The sequence below is a fragment of the Hoylesella buccalis ATCC 35310 genome (genome assembly GCF_000177075.1).
Classification (GTDB): Bacteria; Bacteroidota; Bacteroidia; order Bacteroidales; family Bacteroidaceae; genus Prevotella; species Prevotella buccalis.
The window spans coordinates 56,097-79,331 of record NZ_ADEG01000062.1 but is presented as its reverse complement, the minus strand read 5'-3'; the positions used below and the strand labels follow the sequence as shown (position 1 = coordinate 79,331).

Annotated in this window: 17 protein-coding genes and 1 tRNA gene; 9 read left to right on the top strand and 9 right to left on the bottom strand. The window is 46.5% G+C overall.

What is annotated here, in order from left to right:
* Positions 1 to 21: 21 nt before the first annotated feature.
* Genes HMPREF0650_RS07150 through lon form a run of 3 tightly spaced genes read right to left on the bottom strand, consistent with a single transcriptional unit; the run spans position 22 to position 4,890 of the window.
* Positions 22 to 1,254, bottom strand: a complete 1,233-nt coding sequence (locus HMPREF0650_RS07150) for an LptF/LptG family permease (RefSeq protein WP_004349564.1) — start codon at positions 1,252 to 1,254, stop codon at positions 22 to 24.
* A 6-nt stretch (positions 1,255 to 1,260) separates the two neighbouring features.
* Positions 1,261 to 2,388 (bottom strand): tRNA guanosine(34) transglycosylase Tgt, encoded by a 1,128-nt coding sequence (gene tgt, locus HMPREF0650_RS07145; protein WP_004349562.1) that lies wholly within the window; start codon positions 2,386 to 2,388, stop codon positions 1,261 to 1,263.
* Positions 2,389 to 2,400: 12 nt separating this feature from the next.
* Complete coding sequence (gene lon, locus HMPREF0650_RS07140) at positions 2,401 to 4,890, bottom strand: endopeptidase La (RefSeq protein WP_040562780.1); 2,490 nt, start codon at positions 4,888 to 4,890, stop codon at positions 2,401 to 2,403.
* Positions 4,891 to 5,295: 405 nt separating this feature from the next.
* Between lon and HMPREF0650_RS07135 the strand changes: the two genes are divergently transcribed.
* Complete coding sequence (locus tag HMPREF0650_RS07135) at positions 5,296 to 5,994, top strand: tRNA1(Val) (adenine(37)-N6)-methyltransferase (RefSeq protein ID WP_004349559.1); 699 nt, start codon at positions 5,296 to 5,298, stop codon at positions 5,992 to 5,994.
* Between the two features lie 139 nt (positions 5,995 to 6,133).
* Here HMPREF0650_RS07135 and HMPREF0650_RS07130 read toward each other — a convergent pair whose 3' ends face one another.
* Positions 6,134 to 7,159 (bottom strand): diacylglycerol/lipid kinase family protein, encoded by a 1,026-nt coding sequence (locus tag HMPREF0650_RS07130; RefSeq protein ID WP_004349558.1) that lies wholly within the window; start codon positions 7,157 to 7,159, stop codon positions 6,134 to 6,136.
* Positions 7,160 to 7,383: 224 nt separating this feature from the next.
* Between HMPREF0650_RS07130 and spt the strand changes: the two genes are divergently transcribed.
* Both spt and HMPREF0650_RS07120 read left to right on the top strand, forming a co-directional pair.
* Complete coding sequence (gene spt / locus HMPREF0650_RS07125; protein WP_004349557.1) at positions 7,384 to 8,574, top strand: serine palmitoyltransferase; 1,191 nt, start codon at positions 7,384 to 7,386, stop codon at positions 8,572 to 8,574.
* Between the two features lie 272 nt (positions 8,575 to 8,846).
* A tRNA-Pro gene (locus HMPREF0650_RS07120) sits at positions 8,847 to 8,920 on the top strand.
* 136 nt (positions 8,921 to 9,056) lie between these two features.
* Here the strand turns inward: HMPREF0650_RS07120 and mltG are convergent.
* Positions 9,057 to 10,103: an endolytic transglycosylase MltG gene (mltG, locus tag HMPREF0650_RS07115; protein ID WP_004349556.1), complete on the bottom strand. Its 1,047-nt coding sequence runs from the start codon at positions 10,101 to 10,103 to the stop codon at positions 9,057 to 9,059.
* Positions 10,104 to 10,712: 609 nt separating this feature from the next.
* Between mltG and HMPREF0650_RS07110 the strand changes: the two genes are divergently transcribed.
* Positions 10,713 to 11,354 carry an HAD family hydrolase gene (locus tag HMPREF0650_RS07110; RefSeq protein ID WP_040562794.1) on the top strand — a complete coding sequence of 214 codons (642 nt, stop codon included), beginning with the start codon at positions 10,713 to 10,715 and terminating at the stop codon, positions 11,352 to 11,354.
* Positions 11,355 to 11,371: 17 nt separating this feature from the next.
* On the opposite strand, the gene HMPREF0650_RS07105 is transcribed toward HMPREF0650_RS07110, so the two are convergent.
* Positions 11,372 to 12,709, bottom strand: a complete 1,338-nt coding sequence (locus tag HMPREF0650_RS07105; RefSeq protein WP_040562793.1) for a TolC family protein — start codon at positions 12,707 to 12,709, stop codon at positions 11,372 to 11,374.
* A 441-nt stretch (positions 12,710 to 13,150) separates the two neighbouring features.
* Between HMPREF0650_RS07105 and HMPREF0650_RS07100 the strand changes: the two genes are divergently transcribed.
* Together HMPREF0650_RS07100 and ettA are read left to right on the top strand one after the other, a co-directional pair.
* The gene (locus HMPREF0650_RS07100) at positions 13,151 to 13,756 is read left to right on the top strand and encodes a riboflavin synthase (RefSeq protein WP_004349551.1); all 606 of its coding nucleotides are present in this window, start codon (positions 13,151 to 13,153) and stop codon (positions 13,754 to 13,756) included.
* A gap of 82 nt (positions 13,757 to 13,838) precedes the next feature.
* Entirely contained in the window at positions 13,839 to 15,536 is a 1,698-nt protein-coding gene (ettA, locus tag HMPREF0650_RS07095) for an energy-dependent translational throttle protein EttA (protein WP_004349550.1), read from the top strand.
* An 87-nt stretch (positions 15,537 to 15,623) separates the two neighbouring features.
* On the opposite strand, the gene HMPREF0650_RS07090 is transcribed toward ettA, so the two are convergent.
* The 3 genes from HMPREF0650_RS07090 to galE all read right to left on the bottom strand — a co-directional run bounded on the left by HMPREF0650_RS07090 (position 15,624) and on the right by galE (position 18,352).
* Entirely contained in the window at positions 15,624 to 16,154 is a 531-nt protein-coding gene (locus HMPREF0650_RS07090; protein ID WP_004349548.1) for a GNAT family N-acetyltransferase, read from the bottom strand.
* A 359-nt stretch (positions 16,155 to 16,513) separates the two neighbouring features.
* Positions 16,514 to 17,074 (bottom strand): 30S ribosomal protein S16, encoded by a 561-nt coding sequence (locus HMPREF0650_RS07085; protein WP_004349547.1) that lies wholly within the window; start codon positions 17,072 to 17,074, stop codon positions 16,514 to 16,516.
* 240 nt (positions 17,075 to 17,314) lie between these two features.
* A complete protein-coding gene (galE, locus tag HMPREF0650_RS07080; protein WP_004349546.1) occupies positions 17,315 to 18,352 on the bottom strand; it encodes a UDP-glucose 4-epimerase GalE in 1,038 nt (345 codons plus the stop codon).
* A gap of 847 nt (positions 18,353 to 19,199) precedes the next feature.
* On the opposite strand from galE, the gene HMPREF0650_RS07075 reads away from it, so the two are divergent.
* The 3 genes from HMPREF0650_RS07075 (at position 19,200) to HMPREF0650_RS07065 (ending at position 23,169) form a co-directional block, all read left to right on the top strand.
* Positions 19,200 to 19,469, top strand: coding sequence for a co-chaperone GroES (locus HMPREF0650_RS07075; protein WP_004349545.1), 270 nt, complete (start codon positions 19,200 to 19,202; stop codon positions 19,467 to 19,469).
* 69 nt (positions 19,470 to 19,538) lie between these two features.
* A complete protein-coding gene (groL, locus tag HMPREF0650_RS07070; RefSeq protein ID WP_004349544.1) occupies positions 19,539 to 21,164 on the top strand; it encodes a chaperonin GroEL in 1,626 nt (541 codons plus the stop codon).
* Positions 21,165 to 21,627: 463 nt separating this feature from the next.
* Positions 21,628 to 23,169, top strand: a complete 1,542-nt coding sequence (locus HMPREF0650_RS07065; protein WP_004349543.1) for a RapZ C-terminal domain-containing protein — start codon at positions 21,628 to 21,630, stop codon at positions 23,167 to 23,169.
* The last annotated feature ends 66 nt before the right edge of the window (positions 23,170 to 23,235 follow it).

The following is a 23,235-nucleotide window of genomic DNA, read 5'->3' as shown; positions in this document are numbered from 1 at the left end:
GATCACTCACTTTTACCCTCATCAATTCGGTGCATTGCGGTAACAGAAGTAGGCCACCAAGGCAAAGATGATGTTCGGTATCCACGCAGCCAAGATGGGTGGTGCGTTGGCATTGATGGCGAAGGTGGCCGACACAGTCTGCAGCAAGATGTACAACGAGCTCAGCGCCAGCCCCAAACCGAGGTACAGTCCCATGCCTCCTTTTCGCTTCCTGGCCGACAGTGAAAAACCGATGATGGTGAGGATGAACGACGCGAACGATGAGGCGATGCGCTTGTGGTACTCCACTTGATACTGCACCACGTTGCTTGATCCGCGGTCCACCTGCTTGGAGATGTAGTCTTTCAGCTCCGCGCTGGTGAACGTCTCTTGCTGTCCCTTGGAGTACACCAAGTCTGTTGGCTCCATCTGGATGAGGGTGTCAAGGTCGGCTCCACTGGTAATGTGTTCGCGAAGCCCCTTGAGTTGTCTGATTTTCCATCCAGTAACGTTCCAGTGATACTTCGAGTCGGCAATGGTGTCGTACTGAATTTCCATCGCTGTCATGTGGCTTACCAGCTTCTTGTTCTCAAATTTGTCCAACGAGAAGCCATATCCGCGCTTGGTCTTGTTGTCATAATGCTGAATGTAGGCAATGACCCCTTTGCCCACTTGCAACTGAACATTGTCGGCAGCCGTTTGTTTCCTGCTGTTTCGGTACAGGCTCTCGAAGTTATGCCGTATCACGGTACCGTGCGGGATGACGCTGGCGCTGAGGTAGTAAGACAGTGACGCGATGAGCACGCACGAGAGCATGTAGGGCCGCATCAGCCGCTTGAACGAGATGCCCGACGCCAGCATGGCAATAATCTCTGAGTTGCCGGCCAGCTTGGAGGTGAAGAATATCACCGCGATGAACACGAACAGCGGACTGAACAGGTTGGAGTAATACGGGACGAAGTTGGCATAATAGTCAAAGATGATGGCTCTTGCCGGCGCATGGTATTCAGTAAACTTTGACAAGTTCTCGTTGAAGTCGAACACAATGGCGATGGCAATGATCAGTGCGATAGAGTAGATGTACGTTCCAATGAATTTCCTGATGATGTACCAGTCTATCCTTCGGATGTACTTGTTTGGGTTCAGAATACGCAAAAAACTCAGTTTTCTGCCCAGCCATGCCATCCATGGGGTGAGCCATGCAAAGTGCCGTCTCATCCATCTGCCTGCCTTGAGCAATCGCCGGTGTCGTCTGCGGGTCTTGAAACTCTTCATCTCATCTTAAATTCTTCGTCCTAACTGCTCGATGATGCCCCGCTTCCATGTGCTGAAGTCGCCTTGCTGGATGTGCTGCCGCGCATCGGTCACCAACCTAAGATAGAAGGCCAGATTATGAATGGACGCTATCTGCAGTGCCAAATACTCCTTCGCCTTGAACAAATGGTGCAGGTAGGCCTTGGTACAAAGCTGGTCGGTGTCGCATCCGTTGGGGTCAATGGGGGTGAAATCGTTTTCCCATTTCTTGTTGCGCATGTTCATGGTGCCCTCGTAGGTAAACAGCATGGCGTTGCGTCCGTTGCGGGTAGGCATCACGCAGTCGAACATGTCAACGCCTCGCTCGATGCCTTCAAGGATGTTCTGCGGCGTGCCCACGCCCATGAGGTAGCGTGGCTTGTCTTTGGGCAGAATGGCGTTCACCACCTCAATCATTTCGTACATCACCTCCGTGGGTTCGCCTACGGCCAGGCCACCGATGGCGTTGCCGTCTGCTCCTTTGTCTGCAATGTATTTTGCCGACTCCTCTCTGAGATCCTTGTACGCCGCTCCTTGCACGATGGGAAACAGGCACTGGTCGTAACCATACAGCGGTTGGGTCTCGTTGAACCGCTTGATGCAACGATCCAGCCAGCGGTGTGTCATGGCCAAACTTGTCTTGGCGTATTGGTAGTCACAGTCACCAGGTGGGCATTCATCAAACGCCATCATGATGTCGGCGCCGATGATGCGCTCGGTGTCCATCACGCTTTCGGGCGAGAAGAAATGCTTTGAGCCATCAATGTGCGACCGAAATTCGCAACCCTCCTCACGCAGTTTGCGAATGCCGGTGAGCGAAAACACCTGAAACCCTCCCGAGTCGGTCAGGATGGGGCGATCCCAGCCATTGAACTTGTGCAGTCCTCCTGCGGCCTTCAGTATGTCCAGTCCCGGTCGAAGGTACAGGTGATATGTGTTGCCCAGAATGATTTGCGCGTTGATTTGCTCTTTCAGTTCTCTGAAATGCACGGCTTTTACCGTTCCTGCCGTTCCCACAGGCATGAAGATGGGTGTCTTAATCTGCCCGTGCGCCGTGGTAATCAGGCCTGCCCGTGCATCCGATGAAGGGTCTGTATGTTGCAGTTCAAATGTCATATTGCCCTCTTTTTACAGCAGAACGGTGTACGGATCGCTGGCGGTCTTGTCGGGAACTTCCTGGATAGTCAGGTCCACGGGATGCTCCACGCGCTCGTTGGTCAGGGCAAAGTCCCATACCTGCTGCACGTTTTCCACATAGTGAAATTCTACACCTTTGAGGTATTTCTCCGGAATCTCGTCAATATCCTTCTTATTCTCCTTGCACATCACGATGTCGGTGATACCTGCGCGCTTGGCCGCCAGTATCTTCTCCTTGATGCCACCCACGGGCAGAACCTTGCCACGGAGGGTGATTTCACCCGTCATGGCCGTGTTCTTGCGCACCTTGCGCTGTGTGAGCGCCGAGGCGATGGATGTGGCGATGGTGATTCCAGCCGACGGACCGTCCTTCGGCGTGGCTCCTTCCGGCACGTGGATGTGTATGTTCCACTGTTCAAACAGTCGGTAGTCGATGCCCAGGGCGTCTACATGCGCCTTGACATATTCAAGCGCAATCACGGCCGACTCTTTCATCACGTCGCCCAGGTTGCCCGTCAAAGTGAGCTTGCCAGGCTTTCCTTTGCTCAGCGAGGTTTCGATGAAGAGAATCTCGCCACCCACACTAGTCCATGCCAAGCCTGTCACCACGCCGGCATAGTCGTTGCCCTGATAAATGTCGCGATAGAAAGGCGGCTTGCCAAGCAGCGATTCTAACTTCTCGGGCGTAATGTCCGTGTAGGTCAACTCACCGTCCATGGCCTTGTTGAACGCCATCTTCCGCAGAGCCTTGTTCACTTGCTTCTCCAACTGTCGAACGCCACTTTCGCGGGTATATTGCTCGATAATCTTCTCCAGTGATGCTTTGTTGAACTTGATTTTGGGCTCGTTGGTGTCCAGGCCGGTGTTCTCGAGTTCCCTTGGCACCAGATGTCGCTTGGCGATTTCAATCTTTTCTTCCGTGATGTAGCCGCTCACCTCGATAATCTCCATGCGGTCCAACAAGGGACGGGGAATGGTGTTGAGGTCGTTGGCCGTGGCGATGAACATCACGTGCGACAGGTCATAGTCCACGTCCAGGTAGTTGTCGTGGAAGGCGTTGTTCTGTTCGGGATCCAAAACCTCGAGCAGTGCCGAGGATGGGTCGCCGTTGATGGTGTTCTGCGTCACCTTGTCAATCTCATCAAGGATGAACACAGGGTTGGAAGAACCCGCCTTCTGCAAGCTCTTGATGATGCGGCCGGGCATCGCGCCGATATATGTTCGGCGGTGTCCGCGTATCTCCGACTCGTCGTGAACGCCTCCTAACGAGATGCGCACATACTTGCGTTTCATGGCCGATGCGATGCTCTTGCCCAGACTGGTCTTGCCCACGCCCGGCGGGCCGTATAGACAGAGGATGGGCGACTTGAGGTTACCGCGCAATTGCAGCACCGCCATGTATTCTAAAATACGCTCCTTCACTTTTTCCATGCCATAGTGGTCACGGTCCAAAGTGCGCTGCGCACGCTTCAGGTTGAGATTGTCAGCCGTGTATTCTCCCCAGGGTAGGTTGACCATGGTTTGCAGGTAATTCAGCTGTACGCTGTACTCCGGACTTTGTGGATTGTACATCTCCAGCTTCTCCAGCTCTTTGTAAAAGGTGTCGCGCACCTCGGTCGTCCATTTCTTTTTCTTGGCTTTCGCTTCCAAATCACGGCGTTCGGGCGAACCCTCGCCGTTGCCCAGTTCCTCTTTGATGTTCTTGATTTGCTGTTGCAGGAAGTATTCGCGCTGCTGTTCATCTAAGTCCTCGCGCGTTTTCGTGCGAATTTGTTTCTTTAGTTCCAGCAGCTGCATTTCCTTGTTCAGCACTTTCAGCGAAATCATGATGCGCTCGTTCATCGAGTTGGCCTCCAACATACTCATCTTGTCCTCGTTGGTGAAAGGCATGTTGGTGCACATGTAGTTGATGCTCAGAATGTTGTTCTGGATGTTGTTCAAGGCAAACTGTGCCTCGTCGGCGATATCATCGTTCTCTTTGATGTACTCGATGGTTTGCTTGCGAAAGTCCTCTGCGGCCGTCTGGTATTCCTCATCGTTCGGTTCGGGCAATACCTCCGGGGCAATGGTCGTCAAGCCCTGCAAGAAAGGTTTGGTCTTGGTGACCTTTTCCAACTTACAGCGTCCCATCGCCTGAATGATGGCCGTGACGTTCTGTCCATGTCCCGGCATTTCCAGCACGCGCACCAGTCGGGCGTATACACCGTAAGCGTACAAGTCTTTCTGATGCGGTTCTTCCACGTCTGCATCTCTTTGGCAGAATATGGCGAATATGGTATTGGGGGCTTTCTTGGCTTTTTCAATCAGCTTCAGGCTGTTTTCGCGACCAATGAGAATGGGGCAGAGCACGCCGGGGAACATCACCATGTTGCGTGTTGCTAAGATAGGCACGTCGCCTTCTGTTTCTACATGAAAGAGATTTGAGATATCTCCTTCGAAATCGGCAATCATCTGAATAGATGGATTGTTATTTTTACTCATATTTGTCTTTTCGTTATCGGTGTGCAAAGTTACTACTTTTTATTGACATGAGGGTCCTTGCACCGCCACATTTTATATTACTCATGTATAATATGTGGTAAAAAGCAAATATCATGCCAAGTCGTTAGAGGTAGCCCTTGCCATCCTGAATTGATGATGAGTTTGAGGGTGTTAAATCAAGCGCATAATATGAACTTTTCAATAGCATTGAGTTTGAACGGCAAACTCAATGGGATTGGGCATCAAAGTCAATGGGTTTGAGCGTCAAAGTCAATGGGTTTGAATTTCGTTTTACAGGTTATTGATAATCAAGGTGTTATCACGTTAGATGGCTTTAGGATGTTTGACGATGATTTCCAAACATGAGAAGTCTTCTTTTTCATCTTTTTTGTGTAAATTTGCAGCATGAGTAACGCGTGGTTTCAGTTCAAGCAATTTACCATCCGACAAGACCGGTGCGCCATGAAGGTGGGTACGGATGGCGTGTTGTTGGGTGCCTGGGCTAAGGGAGGACGGCGCATTCTTGATGTCGGGACGGGCACCGGACTCATTGCTTTGATGATGGCGCAGCGGTATGCGGCTTCCTTTGTTGAGGCTTTGGAGATTGACCGTGACGCCTGTCGGCAGGCAAAAGTCAATGTAGAGGCTTCCCCATTTGCCGATAGGGTGAGGGTTCGGGAGGTGGCTTTGCAGCAGTTTGAATCGGTAAAACAATTTGACAGTATCGTTTCTAATCCGCCCTACTTCGTAGAAGGTCTTCGCAGTCCGGATGCAAAGCGTTCCATGGCTCGGCACAGTGACACGCTTTCCTATAAAGCATTGTGCCAATCTGCCTACCGACTGCTTACCAATGAGGGCGAAATGAGCGTGGTGCTGCCGGTAGAATCGATTGAGCAGTTCAGCTCTACTGCCGTGATTTCGGGATTTTATCTTCGAAAAAAATATTTGATAAAGACGGTTGCCCGCAAATCGCCTAAACGTTGTTTGATGGCATGGGTGAAGCGTCGTCCCGAAAAGCTGGATGAGCAGACGCTGACATTGTTTGATGAAGCGGGTGAAATGTCTGAATGGTATGCGAAATTAATGAACAATTTTTATTTGTAAAGAATGACTGTGACGGAACGAAGGCGCATGCCAAACTTTGCGCACTGGAAACAAATACGGCATCAACCTGCGGGTTGATGCCGTGTTGGATGGATGGTACTCACAACTATGTGACCGCGGTTGCGGTCGTATGTGGCCATTAGAAATTTAGTTTCTTCTGCAACACTTTGTTCAAAGCCTGTATGTGTCGTGTTTGCTTAGAGATATCTTCGCGTACCACGTTGATTTCGTTGAACAGCTCGGCAGCGGCGCTCTGAATGGCGTTTGGCTGTCGTTGACTCTTGTCAGCATCGGGGTTGATGATGATCTTGATACCCTTTTCCACCAGTTCAATGTCAATGTCTCTGCCTGTCATCACGGGGTCGCCATCGTAATGGATTACCCCTGGCTTGCTGCGGTGTATGTGGAGCTTCTTTGTAGTGAAAGTCTTGATCTTGGAATTCTTGTCAAGCGTTTTGTTGAACATGTCGATGCTGATTTGTGGAGCCTCGATAATATCAAAGGGTTCCATGATAATCACGTTCATCAGTCCGTCGCTCATCGATGCCTGTGGCGCAATGAAAGCATTGTTGCCGTATTGCGATGCGTTGGCACAAGAGATGAGAAAGGCTTTGTATTTGCTCACACCATTCTCGGTGGTGATTTCGTAAGTCTCTGGTTTGTATTTGAGTCCTTCTTCCAACACCTTCTGAACATAGGTGATGGGGCCGCGCTTTCCGCACTCAGCAAACTTCTGACTGACATAGGCATCGAATCCCATGCCGCAGGTACAGAAGAACGGATAGCCGTTGATGATGCCGTAGTCGAAGTCGTGGATGACGCATTTGTTGATGATTTCGATGGACTTCTTGACACTCATGGGAATGAGCATGTGGCGCGCCAATCCATTACCTGAACCGCAGGGGATGATGCCCAGTGCCGTGTCTGAATGCACAATGGCGCGCGCCACCTCATTGATAGTGCCATCACCACCCACAGCCACGACAATATCCACATGAGAATCTTTGGCTTCAGTAGCCAATTCGGAGGCATGACCGGCATGATTGGTCGTAATGATTTCGTACTCAAACTGCTCATGATCGAGCTTTGCGTCAATCATTTTGGGTATGCCGTCCTTGTCACTGGTTCCCGATATGGGGTTCATGATGAATCTTATCTTCTTCATCTTGTGTATTGTCTGTTATTTTAACGCTGTTGTTCCGAAAGACTTTTTCATTCATGCGAACATGATTCGCAAATGTACGACAATTCCAGTGATATATCCATTTAAATCTGGTAAAAAACTTAAATTTGGCGTTTTTAGTTGAGAAAGGAACAATTTATGTTATTATTTTTATATCTTTGCAGCCTATATTATTCACTATGGGTGGGACACCTATTTTAAATATAATGGGACAATTACAAGAAAGATACAAAAATTATCGAGATCCTCAGAAATACATGGATGCTGGCGTGTATCCTTATTTCAGGGAAATAACCAGTAAACAAGGAACGGAAGTAGAGATGGGCGGACATCGAGTGTTGATGTTTGGCTCTAACGCTTATACTGGATTGACAGGTGACGAGCGTGTCATCAGTGCGGCCAAGGCGGCCTTGGATAAATATGGTTCGGGCTGTGCAGGAAGCCGATTCCTCAATGGTACGCTTGACCTGCATGTACAATTGGAGAAAGAATTGGCCACCTTCGTGGGGAAAGATGAAACACTGTGTTTCCCTACGGGGTTCTCTGTTAATCAAGGTGTATTGGCTATGGTGGTGGGTCGCAACGACTATATCCTCTGTGATGACCGTGACCATGCCAGTATTGTGGATGGACGCCGCTTGTCGTTCGCCACACAACTGCGATATAAACACAACGATATGGCCGATTTGGAGCGGTTGTTGCAAAAGCTTCCTTACGATGCTGTAAAGCTGATTGTGGTAGATGGAGTGTTCTCTATGGAGGGAGATTTGGCCAATTTGCCCGCTATTGTTGAATTGAAACGCAAGTATAATTGTTCCATCATGGTTGATGAGGCGCACGGATTGGGAGTCTTTGGCCGTCAAGGTCGAGGTGTCTGTGATCATTTTGGATTGACCCACGAGGTTGACCTCATTATGGGAACCTTCTCAAAGAGTTTGGCTTCCATTGGTGGCTTTATTGCATCGGACAGCGACACCATCAACTATCTGCGCCATACCTGTCGCACCTATATATTCAGTGCGTCTGACACGCCTGCCGCAACAGCTGCCGCACGCGAAGCCCTGCGTATCATTCAGGCTGAACCAGAGCGGATAGAGCATCTTTGGAAGGTCACTCGCTATGCCTTGAAACGCTTCAAGGAAGAAGGTTTTGAGATTGGTGAAACGGAGAGTCCGATTATTCCGCTGTATGTGAGAGACATTGATAAGACCTTTATGGTGACCAAGTTGGCTTTTGACAACGGTGTGTTTATCAACCCTGTGATACCTCCAGCCTGTGCGCCGCAAGACACATTGGTTCGTTTTGCGCTGATGGCCACGCATACTGAAGAGCAAGTAGAGCGGGGTGTTCAGGCGTTGAAAAAGGTGTTTGTGGACCAAGGTATCATCAAGAAGTAGCACTTTTGCACCTAAATAATAACAGGGAAAGTAGATCATGCTTTCCCTGTTTTGGTTTACAGAGATTGATTGTAGCGTGCATGAGCCGTGTTAACAAACAATGTGTCGGGAACGTTCATTCTCATAATTGTCACATTAATGACGCTAACAAGCGCAAAATATCCTGTGATTCATGCGTTCATGTGCGGTTTGTGAAATAATTGTTGAAAAAATTTTGCGAATAAAAAAATATATCTTACCTTTGCACTCGCAATTCAACAATGAACTGCAAGCGGGGTGTAGCGCAGCCCGGTAGCGCTCCTGTTTTGGGAACAGGCGGTCGCAGGTTCGAATCCTGTCGCCCCGACAACGATATAAAATACAATGTATTGGTCATCAATACATTGTATTTTCATTTATAGACGATTCTTTTATCCAAAAAGATTGGGAAATGAATGCTCAATTTAGCTCCACAGCATGTTTGAACATACAACGGATAGTTGTTATTGAATGCCTCGTTTGTTCAATGCAGCGGCGTATTTGGCTGCGTTGACTTTGTGTTCAGCGTATGTCCGTGCAAAGTTGTGTGTTCCGCTGAAGTCTTCTTTAGCACACATGTACAGGTAGTCGTGATGCGTCAGGTTGAGCACAGACTCTATGCCAGCAATCGAGGCGATGCGGATGGGGCCTGGTGGCAAGCCTGTGTTCACATATGTGTTGTAGGGACTTTTGATGGTTAACAGCTTATTGTATATGCGCCTCAAACCAAAGTCTTTCCACGCAAATTTTATGGTAGGGTCAGCTTGCAGTGGCATTCCGTTGGGATATTCGGCATTGCGCAACATCAGTCGGTTGTAATACATGCCAGCAATCATGGGCTTCTCTCCATTGTTAGCCGTTTCCTCATCAACGATGCTGGCCAAGGTAATCACTTCGTTTGGAGATAATTTCAGTTGCTGTGCTTTTGCTTTTCTATCGGCGTTCCAGAAGTTGTTGCTCTCTTTTTTCATCCGATCCAACAGCTTGTTAATGTTTACATTCCAATAAATATCGTAGGTGTTTGGAATGAACATGCACGCTATGGTGGTGGTGTCATAGCCGTATTTTTGGCACAGCGTGTCGTTTTTCAATGCGCTGGCCAACGTTGTACTGTCCAGCATCAGATGCTTTGCCAGTTCGGCCGACAAGCGTTCAACGGTCCTGACTGTAGGAATGGTAAGATTAACAGGCTCTTGCATGCCATTTTTCAGGTGCCTCAAAACCGAGAAAGCCCCTTCTCCCGACTTGATGGCATACCTACCTGTGCGAACGTGGTCGGCATACTTGGTGTGCCTCATCAACGTGGTAAAACCATGAAGACTATGTTGACGGGCAATGGGAGTGAGCTTGGCCACTACCGAGTCGGCGTTATCATCCGTGTCTATGTAGATATAGCTGGTGGTTTCTGAGGTTGAAAAAGCACTGAAGAAATAGTAAAAGGTCAATCCGCATACCAGAAGAACGCAGATGGCCGCAGCAAGTAGATAGTAGTTTTTATGCTGTTTGTCCATGTTTTCAATTGCAAATATGATTTGAATGCAAAGTTAGTTGAAGTTAGAGACAAGGCAAAATAATTGCGCATTTATTTTGGTTTCTCATTGATGAAGTCTGATAGCTGAATGCAACCGTTCACGCCACGTCTGGCAATAGCATTGAGTTTGGGCTCCAAAGTCATTGAGTTTAACCTCCAAAGTCATTGAGTTTGACCTCTAAAGTCATGTTAATTGAATTGTGAACTTTTTAATTTGGAAGTGTCGTTTGGTTACTTGTTTTCGTATTCGCCTGATATCTTGTAAGTTAGCATAATTCCTCCTACGCAATAACGAGTCGTTTATCGTCATATTTTCAATGAAATACTAAGGTTGAAGGATGTTGAACAAAAGAATATGAGGCGGTTTGCTTCACCCCTTACAATCGTCTGTTGAAGCCTTGGCAGGAGCCATGAAAAACGTTCATTTGTTTGTCAATGCAACAAACAAATGCTACCTTTGTAGACAGAAACAGGGTTGACACAGATAATATATGCCCAATCGTTGATGAACGAATGGTTTTTCCTTCAGAAAGAAGAGAATACTTCAATGGGAGTCAGCCAACAGAACAAATTAAACACTCATGGGTTCATGAAAGAATACAGTACATATATTTTTGATTTAGATGGTACCTTGCTTGATTCGCTTCAAGACTTATACGTTAGTTGCAATGCAGCTTTGAAGATGCATGGCATGCCTGAACGAACCATTGGCGAGGTGCGAAAGTTTGTGGGTAATGGTGTGAAAAAACTCATGGAGCGCGCCATTCCCAACGGATTGGACAATCCCGACTTTGAGGTTACATACGCTGATTTTCGTCAACACTATTTGGTTCATAATCTTGACAATACCAAACCCTACCCGGGGATACTTGAGCTTTTGGCCAATTTGCATGCCCATGGCAAGAAGTTAGCAGTGGTTAGCAACAAGTTCTATGATGCCACGCAAGACCTTTGTCGACACTTTTTTAGCGACTATGTCACGGTAGCGATTGGTGAACGGGAAAACATCAAGAAGAAGCCGGCACCTGACACGGTATTGGAAGCCTTGCGCCAATTGGATGATGATGGGCGGGATGCTGTTTATGTTGGTGACAGTGATGTAGACATAGCCACAGCACGCAATAGCAACATGCCTTGCATCAGTGTGTTATGGGGATTTAGAGATAAAGAATTTTTATTGGAACATGGAGCTACCACCTTTGTTTCGTCACCAAAAGAGTTGATGCTTTAGGCCATAACACGCACCCTTTATTCCATCAACCCCGTTTGGTAGAATTTCAATAAGCCAATATTCAATATCGCAAGGTACTTGGCTTGCAGTTCATTTTGTTCTGCTGTCATGAGCTTGTTTTTGCCGTCTGTGAGTTCAACGATGTTGATGAGCTGCTCGTCAAACTTGGCTTTAAGCAGTCTGAAACTTTCTTCTGCGCTCTGTGTACTCACCTTGGCAGCCTTGAATCGGTTCTGGTTGTTGACCGCTTGCAGCCAATAGTCTTCGATATTTGAATATAAGGTGGTTTGTTTGTCCTTCAAGTCGAGCATGTAGTTTTGCTTTTGCAGCATGGCTTTGTTCATGGCTGTCTTTGCCTGTCTGTTGTCAAACAGCGGAATGCTCAATGAGATGCCAGCGCCAATGTCAAAGTTGTTTTTCAGTTGGTTTCCCCATTGATAGTCGCTCATCGAAGTGGTGCTGGTACCAACACCAGCGTTGATTCCGATGACGGGCAGTCTGCTGGCCTTCGCAATCTTCACACTCAGATTGCTGCTCTCGATGCCCAGCTGTGCATTTTGTATTTCAGGCCGATAGTTTAGCGCTGCCGAATAGACCGCTTTCACAGTGGGAATCGGTTGTAGAGCCATGGCATCGGTTGTGTGCGGCACGTCTATTTCAAACTCATCTTCATCAACCAGTTGCAGAAGCTGCTTCAGCTGTCGCTTGCAGTTGCGCAAGTTGCTCTCTGCTTCAACCACATTATATTCGTCTTGAGCACGTTGGGCGGTAAGCTGCGCCATGTCGGCACGACTCATTTTCTGCACTTTCATGAATTCTTCGCCACGCTTTTCGTTTTGCACACTCGAGGCCAACATCGATTTGTTCACTGCGATGGCCTCACTGGAATATAGTATTTGTACATAAAGCTGCGCGATTTGCTCAATCAGTTGGTTGGCCATGGTCGCCGAGTCGAGTGCGGCTTGTTTCTCCGTCAGCTTGTTCAGTTTCACCGTGTTGGTGTTTCTTCCACCGTTCCATACCGTCCAACTACCGTTCACACTGTAAGTTCCGTTGTAATACACCTTGTCAATTGAAGTCTGAACATAGCCTTCAGCGGCGATACCTGTTTGCGGCCATGGCCGATAAGTCACATTTTGAGAGGTGGCAGCGTTCAGCGATGGCAACAGCGCAGCTTGACTCTGCTTGGTGTCTTCAATGGCACTGAGATGTTTGAGCGAGGTCTTTTTCAGCGAGATGTTGTTGGATAGGGCGTAATGGATGCAGTCCTTCAGTGACCACTTTCGCGCCTCAATAGGAGTTGACAATGACAAGAAGATGATTGCCAGGAGGCAAGTTGTACAAATATTTTTCATACCGTGTTCGTTATGTTTTATCAGATTGCTCGGGAAGATGGGGTACTTGTCCCCAACTCCCATTGTTGTCTGTTAGACGACAAAAGTAATGAAAAAGTTTAGCAATTCTGTGATTTCATGTAAAATCAAACAGAAAACAGGTTGTAAAATTTGCTCGTTTCGAGCGAAAAATGTATCTTTGCAATAACAAACATGATACAACATGGGGGTTGTGTCGGTTTGATCGGGATACTCATCAATAAAAAAATGAAACCGAGAAGACTTCTCTTGCTAATGGCGGGCCACATAAATCCTTAGGGACTAAGCTGTAAAGCCGGTGGATTACAAAGGCGGAGAGCTCTCAAATCTTATCAAGTACGGAGTTTCATCACATCATCGAGCAACCCCTTTTTATGATACAAAGGCAGGTGCATTCCTGCCTTTTTAATTACACTTTAGCTTATGTTTTCCGGAATCGTAGAAGAAATGGCCACACTGGTTGCCATCGATCGAGATCAAGACAATATTGATTTCACTTTCAAATGCTCGTTTGTAGATCATCTCAAGATTGACCAAAGCATCAGTCACAATGGTGTTTGTCTGACGGTAGTTCGTTTGACTGACGACACCTACACGGTTACAGCCATGAGGGAAACCCTCATCAGAAGCAACCTGGGGCTGTTGAAAGTGGGCGACAGGGTGAATGTAGAGCGGTCGATGTTGATGAATGGACGTCTGGATGGGCACATCGTGCAAGGTCATGTCGACGGAACAGCGACGTGTGTGGGCATGGAAGATGCCGATGGGTCAACCTATTTCACCTTTGAATATCCATTTGACAAGACGATGGCCAAGCGTGGTTACATGACTGTTGACAAGGGTAGTGTCACCGTGAACGGCGTTTCGCTGACCGTATGTGAGCCTACGGACAACAGTTTTAAGGTGGCTATCATTCCCTATACCCGAGAGAATACCAATTTCTGTGACATCAAGATTGGGTCTGTTATTAACATCGAGTTCGACATCTTGGGCAAGTACATGGCGCGCCTACTTCACTTCGACGCGTGAACATGGGGCTTTTCATCTTGGATGAGCAACAGAAAAGCGTTCAGCTTTTATCGCATATTTCATTCAATACATATTTTATATAATGGCAACAGTAGACGACAAGAAAGTTATCTTCTCTATGGTGGGTGTCTCAAAGATTATCCCACAAAACCAAAAACAAGTACTCAAGGACATTTACCTGTCATTCTTCTATGGTGCGAAGATAGGCATCATAGGTCTGAATGGTGCGGGTAAGTCAACACTGATGAAGATTATTGCCGGGCTGGAACAACCCACACAAGGCGATGTGGTGTGGAGTCCTGGCTACTCTGTTGGTTATCTTCCGCAGGATCCTCCCCTCGATGCAGATAAAACAGTGAAGCAAAATGTGCAAGAGGGCGTGCAGCATGTGTATGACGCACTGAAAGAATACGATGAAATCAATGTCAAATTTGGCATGGAAGAGTATTATAGTGATCCTGACAAGATGGACAAGCTGATGCAACGGCAGGCTGAAATACAAGATATCATCGATGCCACAGATGCATGGAACATGGATTCTAAACTGGATAGGGCCATGGCAGCCCTGCGTTGTCCTGCGGGTGACCTGCCCGTGACCAATCTTTCTGGGGGCGAACGGCGTAGAGTGGCACTGTGTAAGTTGTTGCTGCAAAAGCCTGATGTCTTGTTACTGGACGAGCCAACCAACCACCTTGACGCAGAAAGCATCGACTGGTTGGAGCAGCATTTGCAACAATACGAGGGTACGGTGATTGCCGTTACGCACGACAGATACTTCCTGGACGATGTCAGTGAGTGGATTCTTGAGCTGGATAGGGGAGAAGGCATTCCATGGAAAGGCAACTACTCCTCTTGGTTGGAGCAGAAAACCAAGCGCATGGATCAAGAAGAAAAGACGGCATCGAAGCGACGTAAGACGCTTGAACGTGAGCTTGAATGGGTTCGCATGGCTCCAAAAGCTCGCCAAGCTAAAGGTAAAGCTCGTTTGAACTCCTATGAGCAGATGTTGAATGAGGAGCAGAAGACCAGGGAAGAGAAACTGGAAATCTTCATTCCTAACGGCCCACGATTGGGTAACAAGGTAATTGAGGCGCAGCATGTGAAAAAAGCTTTTGGCGAAAAAGTGTTGTTCAACGATCTCAACTTCATGCTGCCGCCGAATGGTATCGTAGGTGTTATCGGTCCCAATGGAGCGGGTAAGACCACGCTTTTCCGTCTGATTATGGGATTGGAACAGCCCGATGCCGGTACGTTTGAGGTGGGTGAAACCGTGAAACTGGTTTACGTTGACCAGCAACACAAGGACATTGACCCCAATAAGACGGTGTACGAAGTGGTTTCGCAGGGTAATGAAACTCTCCGAATGGGTGGCCGTGACGTTAACGCTCGTGCCTATTTGTCGCGTTTTAACTTCTCTGGAACCGACCAAAATAAAATGTGTTCAGTGCTTTCGGGTGGCGAACGCAACCGTTTGCAGCTGGCTTTGGCACTGAAACAAGAAGGAAACGTGCTATTGCTGGATGAGCCAACCAATGACATTGACGTAAATACGCTCCGTGCATTGGAAGAAGGTTTGGAGTCGTTTGCAGGCTGTGCGGTAGTCATCAGTCATGACCGATGGTTCTTAGACCGTATCTGTACGCACATTTTGTCATTCGAAGGCGATGGTGAAGTGTTCTACTTTGAAGGAACTTATTCTGAATATGAAATCAACAAGGCCCGCCGATTGGGGGATGAGGAAATTAAAAAGGGCCGATACAGAAAGCTGATGGAAGACTAAAATCTCTATCCATACAACAAGCCACGATAACATCTTGCATGAGATGTTATCGTGGCTTTTTCTTTTAGTACTTATCTTCCGGCATGCTTAATCGCCGGTTAGCTGCAGTAAGTCCCAGAATTCGTTGACGATTTTGTCATACTCATCCGACGTTACACGTCCACCACTTGACATGATGTTGTAGGTAATTCCAGGCCATGTTTTACGCAATCCGTAGTCAACGAAGCCCATTCGCTTATAAAACTCGTATCGTTTCTTACGCTGTAGGCTGTTGTCAGCGGGCTGATCAACGTCTTCAATGTCAATCATCAGTCGCTCATCTTTATACTTTTCTAATAACCGTTGGAGGATTTTCGTACCGATTCCTTTGCCTCGCTCACTGGGCATGACCGCGAAATAAAACAGCCAACTCAAATCATCATGATGATAAGTATAGGTCAGTCCCTTAAATTGGCCGTTTTCATCATAAAATCCGAGGAATTTGATATCTGCTCTTTCTTGTAACAATAGCAATGCGTCGAAGGGTATTCGCTCAACTTTTGGAAATGCCTCAACGTACAACTGCTTGACAAGCTCGATATCCTTTGAATTTTTGTTTAACTCTTTGATTTCCATCATACAATACACAAAGATACAAAATATTTGCAACAATAGCACTGACAGACCTCATTTTTTGGAACTTTTATATGATTTTTGGCGACAAAAAACAAGGGTAGGACTTCAATAGATCTTTTTACTATACCGAAAAAATGCCATCCGCTCTGCGTGTATTTCGTGCATTTAGTTATATAGTGGGTAGGCAGAGGCTATAAAAACGACAATGAGTTCGGTGAAACACCGAACTCATTATCGTTTAACAGACATGTTTCATGTGAGGTAAGTCAAAACCAACGTTAACCGTTAGGCGTGATTCGTCTTGCGTTTTTGTATCGCTTGAACCGACTGTCAGCCTCACCTGTCTGCGTAAAATTGCTGTCTTATTCTGCAGCAGCAGGAGCCTCTTCTGTAGTAGCTTCTGCCTCAGCAGTGGTAGCCTCAGCCTCTTCTTCGGCAGCAGCTTTTGCTTCTTCAGCCTGTGCGGCTGCCTTCTTCTCTGCTACCTTCTTGGCTATTTCAGCATTAATCTTCTTTTCTGCTTCGAGTTCTTTTGCTGCTGCATCCTTCTTAGTCTGAGCTTCAATCTCAGCCCTTGTTTGCAATCCTTTGTCCTTGTCTTGCTTCCAAGCGTCGAACTTGCTTTGCATAGCAGCCTCGTCAAATGCTCCCTTCTTTACACCGCCACGCAGGTGCTTCATGAGATACACACCCTCGCGCTTGAGAATGTTACGAGCTGTGTCTGTGGGTTGTGCGCCAACCTCAAGCCAATAAAGAGCTCTGTCAAAATTCAAATCTACAGCTGCTGGATTCGTATTGGGATTATACGTTCCAATCTTTTCAATAAATTTACCATCTCGTGGTGCTCTTGAGTCAGCGATTACGATGCTATAGAAAGCATAGCCTTTGCGACCGCCGCGCTGCAATCTAATCTTTGTTGCCATTTTTTTGTTTTATTATTTTTAGGTTTGAATTAATGCCGTCAACTCGTGACAGCGGGTGCAAATTTACGATAAAAAGCTTATCTGTCGAAATATCAACTCCTTGAAAGGTGTTTTGTTAAACAATATTAACAAAATTATACATAACCAGCCAGTGATCCTGCTTCATACATGGGATAACTGGCTGATAGATTGCAGGGTTAGATGTTGCCTCGTACCTTCTCCCGAAGGGTTGATAAGGGCTTACATCACTCCGTCTTCACGCAATTTCTCTTGCCATTTCCAGGCTGATGCCAGCACGTCCTCAATGGGTGTGTCGGCCTTCCAACCCAACACTTGGTTGGCTTTGTCCACGTTGCCCCATACTTTTTCGATGTCGCCTTCACGCCGCGGGCCGAACTTCCAATTGAGTTTTACCCCCGTTGCTTTCTCAAATCCCTCAACGATTTCAAGCGTTGATTCGCCTCTTCCCGTGCCGATGTTGAAAATTTCCATGCGGTCGGCATCTTCTTCCAACACCCTTCTCATGGCAGCGACGTGTGCCTTGGCCAAATCTACCACATAGATATAGTCGCGAATGCACGTTCCGTCGGGTGTGTCGTAATCGTTTCCGAAGATGGTCAGCTGCTTGCGAATGCCCATGGCCGTTTGCGTAACGTATGGAATCAAATTGTTTGGCACGCCATTGGGCAACTCGCCAATCAGGGCAGATGGATGCGCTCCAATGGGATTGAAGTATCTCAAGATGATGCTCTTGATGGCTGCACCGCTGTGAATATAGTCTTGTATGATTTCTTCGTTAATCTGTTTGGTGTTGCCGTAGGGCGAAAGTGCCTTTTGTATGGGTGCTTCCTCCGTCACGGGGAGGTTCTCCTTGGTGGGCTGACCGTAGACGGTACAACTGCTCGAGAAGATGATTCCTTTGACATGATACTTGGGCATCAGCTCCAGCAAGTTGATTAAAGAGGTGATGTTGTTTCTGTAATACATCAAAGGCTTCTCCACACTCTCACCAACAGCCTTGGAGGCAGCGAAGTGGATGATGCCGGCAATGTTGTCATATTTTTTGAAAACAGCTTCCGTCTCTTCTTCATTGCACAGGTCTATCTTCTCAAAGCAGGGGCGTATTCCTGTAATTTTTTCGATGCCATCAAGGACCTCTATCTTTGAGTTAGAAAGATTGTCTACAATAACAACGTTGTAGCCCGCCTGTTGTAGTTCAACGGTTGTATGTGAACCGATAAAGCCAGTTCCGCCAGTGACAAGAATCGTCTGTTTCATCTCTAATGCTTAATTTGAGTCGTTTATAAATATGTGTCTTGCAAAGGTAGAAAAAAATCCCGAAACATAGGCTGGTTGTGCTAAAAAATCGAAAGAGAATATCTGTTGTCAAGATGAAAATCACGCTGATACATGCAAGTGAATTTTCTTGACAACCAACCTCTTCATGCTTGGCTTATTTGTCAACGACCTTACACCTCGTCGCAAATACGCCAAATATGAGCGGGTTTTGGATATGGTTGATGGACAATGAGTTATGGATTTTGTGGCTTGTTTTGTGCCCATTTTGTACGATTTTTCAAGCCAAAAGCAATGCTCTAAAGGTGTTATTTGCATGCTTTTGTATCGATAAGTCATGTGAATTGGCCGATAAACTGATGCATCTTGAGAGGCAAACACATTGACTTTGCGCCAAAATGCCATTTTTCTTGCACGATGAACTCCTGTATGTTTCCTCCAGGCCTATTGATTTTTTCTAGATTGAAGATTTACAAGTGCCGTTTTAGTGGCGAAATTTGATAAAAAATATCAACAATAGGTGCGACCTTCATGCTTCATCGTTCACTTGTTTCTATTCCACCTAAATGGGGCATGAACATTTCTTTATATAGATATGTCATCAACACTGGAAGGGTTAACGCATCAACTGACAAATTTGGCAAATAACAGATTTGACAGGCAGCAGACTGACAAAAGTGGCAGACAGCAGACTGACAAAAATGACATGCGGCTGAGTTGGCACGTTTTTCGCATGGAAAGGGTGAGTCTTGTAGTTTGATGTTCTGAAGATATTGAACATCTCTCAAGATACATGAATAGAATATAGAAGAACTTAAAAATTATTATTATGAAAGTTAAACCATTAGCAGACAGAGTGTTGGTTGCTCCAGCACCAGCAGAAGAGAAAGTAGGTGGAATCATTATTCCAGACACCGCAAAAGAAAAACCATTGCATGGTAAAGTGGTAGCCGTGGGTAACGGTACGAAAGACGAAGAGATGGTTCTCAAGGAAGGAGATGAGGTGCTATACGGAAAATATAGTGGCACGGAATTAGAATTTGACGGTGACACCTATTTGATTATGCGTCAGAGCGATGTTCTTGCTGTGGTCAAGTAAGTACCACACAGGTGCATTTTTTACGATTAACATACTATAGAACCAATATAAATACAGAATATAAAAATTATGGCAAAAGATATTAAATTCGATGTTGAAGCAAGAGACTTGCTCAAGCAGGGCGTTGACAAGTTGGCGAATGCAGTGAAAATCACACTGGGGCCTAAGGGTCGCAACGTTGTGATTGAGAAGAAGTTCGGTGCTCCGCAAATTACTAAGGACGGAGTGACCGTAGCAAAAGAAATAGAACTGGAGGATGCATTTGAAAACACCGGTGCACAGCTTGTGAAGAGCGTTGCATCCAAGACGGGTGACGATGCTGGTGACGGAACCACAACGGCAACCATCTTGACACAGGCCATTGTGTCTGAAGGTTTGAAGAACGTGACCGCTGGTGCCAACCCCATGGATTTGAAGCGTGGTATTGACAAGGCTGTCAGTGCAGTGGTTGAATATATCAAGGCGCATGCAGAACAAGTGGGTAACAATTACGACAAGATAGAACAAGTGGCTACCGTGTCTGCTAACAACGACGCAGAGATTGGTAAGCTCTTGGCCGACGCTATGCGCAAGGTGAGCAAGAACGGTGTGATCACTATCGAGGAGAGCAAGAGCCGCGATACCAACATCGGCGTGGTAGAGGGTATGCAGTTTGACCGCGGATATCTGTCAAGTTACTTCGTGACCGACACGGACAAGATGGAGAGTGTGATGGAAAATCCATACATCTTGATTTACGAAAAGAAGATATCCAACATCAAAGAATTCTTACCTATCTTGCAGAATGCAGCCGAAAGTGGCCGTCCATTGTTGGTCATCGCAGAGGATGTAGATTCTGAGGCATTGACAACGTTGGTTGTGAACCGCCTGCGTGCCGGTTTGAAGATATGCGCTGTTAAGGCTCCTGGCTTTGGCGATCGCCGTAAGGCCATGTTGGAAGACATCGCTATCTTGACAGGTGGTGTGGTTATCAGTGAGGAAAAAGGGTTGAAACTTGAGCAGGCTACCCTTGAAATGTTGGGTTCTGCCGAGAAAGTTACGGTCAACAAGGACTACACAACCGTTGTTAACGGTGGTGGACAGAGCGAGAATATCCAGGCTCGTATCAATCAAATCAAGGCCGAGATTGAAAATACCACAAGCTCATACGACAAGGAGAAGTTGCAGGAACGTTTGGCCAAACTCTCTGGTGGCGTAGCCGTTCTTTATGTAGGTGCTAACAGCGAGGTTGAAATGAAGGAGAAGAAAGATCGCGTTGACGATGCTCTGTGTGCAACTCGCGCAGCCATTGAAGAAGGTGTTGTGGCCGGTGGTGGCATCACTTACATCCGTGCGCTCGACGCATTGAAGGGTGTGAAGGGTGTGAATACTGACGAACAGACTGGTATCAACATCGTAGAGCGTGCCATCGAGGAGCCACTTCGACAGATTGTAACCAATGCTGGTGGCGAAGGTGCTGTTGTTGTTGACAAGGTACGTCAGGGCAAAGATGACTACGGATACAATGCTCGTACCGATTCTTACGAGGACTTGCGTAAAGAGGGTATCGTAGATCCGGCGAAAGTTGCTCGTGTGGCACTGGAGAATGCCGCGTCGATTGCAGGCATGTTCTTAACCACTGAATGTCTTATCGTTGACAAGCCAGAGGAAAAACCAGCTATGCCGGCAGCGCCAGGAATGGGTGGCATGATGTAAATATCAATTTGATTAAAATAAACGAGAGGGTGTGTCTATTTGTAGGCACACCCTCTTATTTTATGCATATTGTATAAAAAATGCGTTATTTTATATCAAAAAATTTTGAAATTAAAACCAAAACATATATCTTTGCAACGTAAATACGAAAATATTGATTAAAGTGTTAAGTAGATAAGATATTTTTGATTTGTTTTAGTAGATTAGTTTTTAAGTAGTTTGTTTTTTTAAATCGGATGTCGGGATGACATCCGATTCTTTTTTTTAGACAGACCTTTCCGCATGCTTGGGGCTGTTGTTGAGGGAGGATATATTTGTCTTTTCCTGCCCGTTCATCCGTTTTTTCACTAAAAAATGCTTAATTTTGTCTTGTCATTCTGTCTATATCACCTTTCATCAACGAGCGTGTTACGGTTCAATGTGCTGTAAACCCGTGGAGCAAAGGGGAGAAGAATCGAAATATATGGAGAAACTTATAAAACTTTATGCGCAATGGGCGGGTGAGAAACCTTCCACTATAGAGAAGTTGGAAGGGGCTGGCAGCAATCGTGTTTATTATCGTTTTGGCAACAAATCAGGCCAATCGGTGATCGCAGTGATAGGTACCAGTCGGGATGAGAATCATGCGTTCATTTATTTAACAGAGCATTTTACGGTCAAACAGCTTCCCGTTCCTCAGATTTTGGCTGTTAGTGACGATGAACTGAGGTATCTTCAGACCGATTTGGGACATACTTCGTTGTTTGATATGCTGAAAAGTGCCCGTGATGCTGGCGGCAGATACACGCAAAAAGAAAAGCAGCTGTTGACCAAAACGCTTCAAGCATTGCCCGAAATGCAAGTGAGGGGAGCCGTTGGACTCGACTTTCAACAATGTTATCCACAACCCGAATTCAATGTAGAAAGCGTGTTGTTTGACCTGAACTACTTCAAGTATTGCTTTCTGAAAGCGACAGGAATCGATTTCCACGAGCTGATGTTGGAGGCCAATTTTCGTATGTTTGCCAAAGATTTAACGGCAGAGCCAGCAGAATGTTTCTTGTATCGCGATTTTCAAGCACGCAATGTGATGCTTGACAACGATGGTAATCCCTATTTTATTGACTACCAAGGAGGCAGAAAAGGACCATACTATTATGACTTGGCGTCCTTCTTGTGGCAGGCATCAGCTAAATATCCTTTTAAATTGCGTCGTGATTTGGTTTCTGCTTATTATGAGTCTTTGAAACAATATACGGAAGTTCCATCGAGCAGACACTTCGTTGAGCGATTGAATCTCTTTGTGCTGTTTCGCACGTTACAGGTCTTGGGCGCATACGGCTTTCGTGGATATTTCGAGCGGAAGAAGCATTTTATTCAATCTATTCCAGCAGCCATGCAGAATCTTCGTGAACTTATAAAGCTTGGCGAGCATGTTTTTCCCTATCCATACATGATGAGCATCCTCAAAGAGATGACGGAATTGCCGCAATTTGCCAACAAAGAGGAGCGAAAAGTGAAAAGAACTGACGGCTTCAAGATTACGGATAACAATATATTTAAGGCCAATCCGGTTGATGGACCCGCCACTTTTTCCAAATATGATGATAGAGGTGAGCTGATTGTTCGTGTGAACAGTTTTTCTTATCACAAAGGTATTCCCGAAGATCCCACAGGAAATGGGGGCGGATATGTGTTTGATTGTCGGTCAACTCACAACCCCGGACGATACGAACCTTATAAGAATTTGACGGGTTTGGATGAGCCTGTGATTCGTTTCTTGGAAGATGATGGCGAGATACTCGTCTTCCTTGATAATGTTTACCAACTGGCCGATCATCACGTGGCACGATATCTTGAGCGGGGATTTACCAGTTTGATATTCTCATTTGGTTGCACAGGCGGACAACACCGCAGCGTATATTGCGCGCAACATTTGGCAGAACACATTCATGACAAGTTCGGTATTGAGGTTAGAATCAATCACCGTGAACAGAAAATAGAGCAAACGTTGGAGGCAAAGTAGTCATTTTGTGAGTGAAAACTGAAATGTCTATTGGTTTTGACAGCGTTGAGTGAGAGAGATAAGTAA

Bases quoted from the DNA above. Each gene is read 5' to 3' on its own strand.
- ettA (WP_004349550.1), top strand. From the start codon at position 13,839: ATGGCAACAGTAGACGACAAGAAAGTTATCTTCTCTATGGTGGGTGTC.
- HMPREF0650_RS07150 (WP_004349564.1), bottom strand. From the start codon at position 1,254: ATGAAGAGTTTCAAGACCCGCAGACGACACCGGCGATTGCTCAAGGCA.
- HMPREF0650_RS07075 (WP_004349545.1), top strand. From the start codon at position 19,200: ATGAAAGTTAAACCATTAGCAGACAGAGTGTTGGTTGCTCCAGCACCA.
- groL (WP_004349544.1), top strand. From the start codon at position 19,539: ATGGCAAAAGATATTAAATTCGATGTTGAAGCAAGAGACTTGCTCAAG.
- HMPREF0650_RS07065 (WP_004349543.1), top strand. From the start codon at position 21,628: ATGGAGAAACTTATAAAACTTTATGCGCAATGGGCGGGTGAGAAACCT.
- HMPREF0650_RS07090 (WP_004349548.1), bottom strand. From the start codon at position 16,154: ATGATGGAAATCAAAGAGTTAAACAAAAATTCAAAGGATATCGAGCTT.
- HMPREF0650_RS07110 (WP_040562794.1), top strand. From the start codon at position 10,713: ATGAAAGAATACAGTACATATATTTTTGATTTAGATGGTACCTTGCTT.
- HMPREF0650_RS07100 (WP_004349551.1), top strand. From the start codon at position 13,151: ATGTTTTCCGGAATCGTAGAAGAAATGGCCACACTGGTTGCCATCGAT.
- tgt (WP_004349562.1), bottom strand. From the start codon at position 2,388: ATGACATTTGAACTGCAACATACAGACCCTTCATCGGATGCACGGGCA.
- mltG (WP_004349556.1), bottom strand. From the start codon at position 10,103: ATGGACAAACAGCATAAAAACTACTATCTACTTGCTGCGGCCATCTGC.
- HMPREF0650_RS07135 (WP_004349559.1), top strand. From the start codon at position 5,296: ATGAGTAACGCGTGGTTTCAGTTCAAGCAATTTACCATCCGACAAGAC.
- HMPREF0650_RS07105 (WP_040562793.1), bottom strand. From the start codon at position 12,709: ATGAAAAATATTTGTACAACTTGCCTCCTGGCAATCATCTTCTTGTCA.
- galE (WP_004349546.1), bottom strand. From the start codon at position 18,352: ATGAAACAGACGATTCTTGTCACTGGCGGAACTGGCTTTATCGGTTCA.
- HMPREF0650_RS07130 (WP_004349558.1), bottom strand. From the start codon at position 7,159: ATGAAGAAGATAAGATTCATCATGAACCCCATATCGGGAACCAGTGAC.
- HMPREF0650_RS07085 (WP_004349547.1), bottom strand. From the start codon at position 17,074: ATGGCAACAAAGATTAGATTGCAGCGCGGCGGTCGCAAAGGCTATGCT.
- spt (WP_004349557.1), top strand. From the start codon at position 7,384: ATGGGACAATTACAAGAAAGATACAAAAATTATCGAGATCCTCAGAAA.
- lon (WP_040562780.1), bottom strand. From the start codon at position 4,890: ATGAGTAAAAATAACAATCCATCTATTCAGATGATTGCCGATTTCGAA.